Source organism: Pseudomonas sp., from assembly GCF_049590575.1.
In the GTDB taxonomy this organism is placed as follows: domain Bacteria; phylum Pseudomonadota; class Gammaproteobacteria; order Pseudomonadales; family Pseudomonadaceae; genus Aquipseudomonas.
Genome location: NZ_JBAWDE010000243.1, coordinates 1 through 4,153, shown reverse-complemented (window position 1 = coordinate 4,153; position 4,153 = coordinate 1). Strand labels below are relative to the sequence as shown.

Below are 4,153 nucleotides of genomic sequence, written 5' to 3'. Positions count from 1 at the left end.
CGCATCGCCGGCAAGCCAGCTCCCACATCGGCCGGCCTTGAACTGAAACGACGCGTATGTCGTTCGACGAAGTCGGCACTCAACTCGATCACCCGGCGGTATTGCAGGTCGACGGTGATCATGTGGTAGCAGTTGTCCAGCAGGATCTTGGTCACCGGTCCGCCGAGGTGGCGTTCCACGTAATCGGCATTCCAGCGGCTGGTGATGTCGTCCTCGATGGAGTGCAACACCAGCGCCGGCACCTTGACCTCGGGCATGCGTTTCTTGACCACGGCGTTCATCCGGTGCAACTCGCGCACGGTGATGCCCTCCATGGTCAGCAACCCCGCCTCGCTGCTCTCGCCTTCCTTCATTTGCCGTTCGACGATGGCCCGCAGGCGCTCGTTCTTGATGCCGTAGGGCGGTTTCTCTTCGAAGCTGCAAATGTGCACACCGAACGGAATCCTCATCAGCAACGGCGTGAGAAACGCCAGTTTGTTGATGCTCCAGCCGTCGTACTTCAAGGTCGTGGAATACATCAGCAGCCCGGTGACTTGCCCTGGGTGCTCGGCGGCCACGTACATCGACATCACCGCGCCCATGGACAAGCCGCCGACAAATACCTGCGCATGCCGCTGGCGGATTTGCACGAAGGTTTTGCGCACGCCTTCGTACCAGTCGCGCCAGCCGGTGGCCTGCAGGTCGCTGTTATCCCCGCAGTGCCCGGCCAGGGTCGGCACGTACACCGTGCAATTGCCCGTCTTGGCCAGGCCCTTGGCGACCTGGCGCAATTCCGTCGGGGTGCCGGTCAGGCCATGGATCAACAGGATCCCGACCGGACCTTCACCGAGAACGAAGCCGGCAGTACCTTCACCGAGGTCGATCTCATGCGCGTTCACCGCTTGGTCGCCCGTACCAGCAGTTGCTCGAGCAGCTTCAAGCCCAGTTCGATTTCCGGGTAGCTGATTTCCAGGGATGGCGCCAGGGTGATCACGTTCTTGTAGTAACCGCCCACGTCGAGGATCAGCCCGAGTTTCTGGCCGTCTACGATCATGTCGCCTTTCATGCCTTCTTCGACCATGTAATCCAGGGTCGCCTTGTCCGGCGTGAAGCCATCCGGGCCGCAGATCTCGCAGCGCAGGGCCAGGCCCAGGCCGTCGACGTCGCCGATGATCGGGAAGCGTTTCTGCAGGTCTTGCAGGCCTTCAAGGAAGTATTTGCCCTTGGCCATGACCATCGCGCCGTAGTCGACTTCGTTAGTCATCTTGAACATTTCCAGGCCTACCGCCGTACCCAATGGGTTGGAGGCGAAGGTCGAGTGGGTCGAACCTGGCGGGAAGATTTTCGGGTTGATCAACTCTTCACGGGCCCAGATGCCGCCCAGCGGGTTCAAGCCGTTGGTCAGCGCCTTGCCGAACACGATCACGTCCGGTTGCACATCGAAGTGCTCGATCGACCAGAGTTTGCCGGTGCGGTAGAAGCCCATCTGGATTTCGTCGGAGACCATCAGGATGCCGTGCTGGTCGAGCACGTGCTTGAGCTCGCGGTAGAAGTTCATCGGCGGGATCACGTAGCCGCCGGTGCCCTGGATCGGCTCGACGTAGAAGGCTGCGTATTCGCTCTGGCCGACTTTCGGGTCCCACACGCCGTTGTATTCGGTCTCGAACAGCCGCGCGAATTGCTGCACGCAGTGGCTGCCGTACTCTTCCTTGGTCATGCCTTTAGGGCCGCGGAAGTGGTATGGGAACGGGATGAACTGCGCACGCTCGCCGAAGTGGCCGTAGCGGCGACGGTAGCGGTAGCTGGAAGTAATCGACGAGGCGCCGAGGGTGCGCCCGTGGTAGCCGCCTTCGAAGGCGAACATCAGGCTCTTGCCGTTGGTGGCGTTACGCACGACTTTCAGCGAGTCCTCGATGGACTGCGAACCACCGACGTTAAAGTGCACGCGCCCGTCGAGGCCGAATTTTTTCTTGGCGTCGACCGCGATCATTTCCGACAGCTCGATCTTGCCCTTGTGCAGGTACTGGCTGGCGATTTGCGGCAGGGTGTCGATCTGCTGTTTCAGCGCGTTATTCAAGCGCGGGTTGGCGTAACCGAAGTTGACCGCCGAGTACCACATTTGCAGGTCGAGGTAGGCCTGGTTTTCGGTGTCCCAGACGTAGGAGCCTTCGCAACGGCTGAAAATACGCGGCGGCTCGATGTAGTGAACGGTGTCGCCGTAGGAGCAATATTTGGCTTCTTTATCCAGAAGGATCTGGTCTTCGGCGGTAGCAATGCGGATATCAGACATGATGGAAGAGTTCCTGAGTGTCGGCAGCAAAAGAGGTAGCGTTGGCGGCGATGCCTTGCGGCAACAGCGCGAGCAATGCAGGCACTTCGGCAAAGGTGTCGAAGCGCGCGTGTGGGATGTGGTTGGCCACGCAGTACTCGGCGAGGCTGCCCTTGGCGAACACGAAGTCGGCGGTGGACGCCACGCACATGTCGGACTTGCCGTCGCCGATCACCAGCACGCGTTTGTTGCGTGGGGTGGACTTGCACTTGCAGTTGCCGGACGCGGCACGGCAGGCGTCGCTGGCGTACGGGAAGTCGATGCGCCAGCTGTTCTGGTCGACCTGGCGCAGACGGTTGGCGAGGATCGGCAGCAAGGTCACGTAGTTGCGCGACAGGATCCGCGCAATGCCTTGTTCGATGCCGTCGCTGACCACTTCGATGCTCGCGCCAAGGCCCATGACGTGGTCGACGAAGTCCGGGAAGTCCGGGTCGATCTCGACGCTGTCGAAGTACGCCAGCAATTCAGCCGGGGTCGCCTTGATCAGCGCCAGTTGGCGGCTCAGGCATTCGCGTGAACCGATATGCCCGTCCAGCCATTCCTGTTCGATGGTTTCCCACTCGGGGCCGGCGAAGCGTTGGAGGACGTTGTCGATGACATCGGTGGGCGTAATGGTCCCGTCGAAGTCACACACGATATGCCAGTGGATCATCTGCGTTTACCTTGAGGAGCGCGCTGTGTGCGCTTGCACAAGGGGTAGAGCAGGGACTGTGCCAACTGGCCCACGCCCAGCGGGGCTGGGGCTTTGGCGACAATTGCGGGGAACTTATGTCGCGCGAGCTACAATTTTTGTAGCTTGCTACAAACAAGATGAGTGCTTGCGTGGGGGTGGCGGTTCGCGCGTTCATGCGCGCATGTCCACACAAGGAAACCGCTTCATGCTCAAGCCAACTTCTGCTGCATTCGCCGTTTTGCTGGGGCTATGGGGCTTGTCCAGCACCGCCCTGGCAGGCCCGATCACCGGCGAAGTCGGCGCGGGTATCAGTTACCAACCCCATGACCCGACCGGCAGTCGCTACGAAACGCGCCCGGTGCCCTACTTCGATCTGGATTGGGGCGACGTCAGCTTGAGCACCGATGACGGCCTGACCTGGAGCGCCTTGAACAGCAACGGGTTTACCGCCGGCCCCTACGTCAATTACCTGCAGGGACGGACGTCGAACGGCTCGTTGCAAGGCTTGCGCAATGTATCGGACATGGCCGAGGTCGGCGGTTTTGTCCAGTACGCCCCGGCTGACTTCTGGCGTGTGTACGCGCGGCTGGGCCAGGCCGTGGGCGGTGGGCATTCGCAGAGCGGCGCGCTGGGCAAGGTCGGCGGTGAACTCGGGTACCCGCTGGGCGACGGGATCATCGGCAGCAGCGGCCTCGCGGCGAACTTTGCCGACGCCCGCCAAACGCAAACCTATTTTGGTGTGGACGCCAATGAATCCATGGCTTCCGGTATTCGTCCGTACAACGCCAGCGGGGGGTTTCAGAACATGACGCTGACGCAGAGTTTCGAGTTTCCCCTGGGGCCCAAGTGGTCACTGTTGACCAGCGCCAGCTGGGTGCACCTGGTGGGTTCGGCGGCCAACAGCAGTATCGTCAAAGAGACCGGTGAGGTGAATCAGGGGCAGGTGCAGACGGCGATCAGCTATACGTTTGACTGAGTTAGCGTCGAGTGTGTTGTGCTGCTGGTTGTTGGGTGTGTATCCGTTGCTGCGGTAACGGATATGCACCCGGGGGTGTCAGAAATTTTGTGTTCGGGCATACCATGAGCAAGAGGTGCATGTATGCCAACCAAAAAGAAACCACCGCTGCGTGAACTACCAAAAATCCCGAAAGAGCTGCTCGAGCAGTTTGCTG

4 protein-coding genes are annotated in these 4,153 nt (G+C 60.7%); 1 reads left to right on the top strand and 3 read right to left on the bottom strand.

What is annotated here, in order from left to right:
* The 3 genes from WBR57_RS16745 to WBR57_RS16735 form a co-directional block, all read right to left on the bottom strand.
* Positions 1-878 (bottom strand): alpha/beta hydrolase (locus WBR57_RS16745; RefSeq protein WP_424084782.1); only part of this gene is annotated, 878 nt, incomplete at its 3' end.
* Positions 875-2,269: an aspartate aminotransferase family protein gene (locus WBR57_RS16740; RefSeq protein WP_424084781.1), complete on the bottom strand. Its 1,395-nt coding sequence runs from the start codon at positions 2,267-2,269 to the stop codon at positions 875-877. The genes WBR57_RS16745 and WBR57_RS16740, both read right to left, overlap by 4 nt.
* Positions 2,262-2,960, bottom strand: a complete 699-nt coding sequence (locus tag WBR57_RS16735; RefSeq protein ID WP_424084780.1) for an MtnX-like HAD-IB family phosphatase — start codon at positions 2,958-2,960, stop codon at positions 2,262-2,264. Before WBR57_RS16735 ends, WBR57_RS16740 begins: the two co-directional genes overlap by 8 nt.
* Before the next feature lie 226 nt (positions 2,961-3,186).
* Between WBR57_RS16735 and WBR57_RS16730 the strand changes: the two genes are divergently transcribed.
* Entirely contained in the window at positions 3,187-3,957 is a 771-nt protein-coding gene (locus tag WBR57_RS16730) for a MipA/OmpV family protein (protein WP_424084779.1), read from the top strand.
* Positions 3,958-4,153: the final 196 nt, after the last annotated feature.